2 protein-coding genes are annotated in these 386 nt (G+C 61.9%); both read left to right on the forward strand.

Annotated features, from left to right (window positions below; genetic code table 11):
• Positions 1-142, forward strand: a 142-nt coding sequence (locus A3764_RS26305; protein WP_443069358.1) for an antitoxin PaaA2 family protein, incomplete at its 5' end; no start/stop codon positions are given.
• Between the two features lie 46 nt (positions 143-188).
• Positions 189-386 (forward strand): type II toxin-antitoxin system RelE/ParE family toxin (locus tag A3764_RS00500; protein WP_236627974.1); only part of this gene is annotated, 198 nt, incomplete at its 3' end.

Here is a 386-nt window from a genome sequence, read left to right on the forward strand (position 1 = left end):
CGCCGATCCCGACGCCTATGACGCATGGTTCCGTGCCAAGGTGCAGGAAGCCCTGGACGATCCGCGTCCGGCAAAGGCACAGGCCCAGGTGATGCAGGATGCCCAGGCGCTGATCGACGGGAAACGACGTACCCGATCTTGAATGGAAGGCCGCGGCCATCGCCGACCTTCTGGCGATCATCGACTACATCTCCGACGACAATCCAGATGCCGCTCAGGCCCTCAAAGACGAGGATGAGGCTAAAACCTCAAGATTGCCAGAGCATCCTCAGATGTACCGTCGGGGCCGCGTCGACGGCACCCGCGAAATGGTTGTGCGCCCGCACTACATCGTGGTCTACGCTGAAGACCCCGACACCGTGACCATCTTGCGCATCCTGCACGCC

Source organism: Sulfitobacter sp. HI0129 (genome assembly GCF_001635395.1).
In the GTDB taxonomy this organism is placed as follows: domain Bacteria; phylum Pseudomonadota; class Alphaproteobacteria; order Rhodobacterales; family Rhodobacteraceae; genus Sulfitobacter.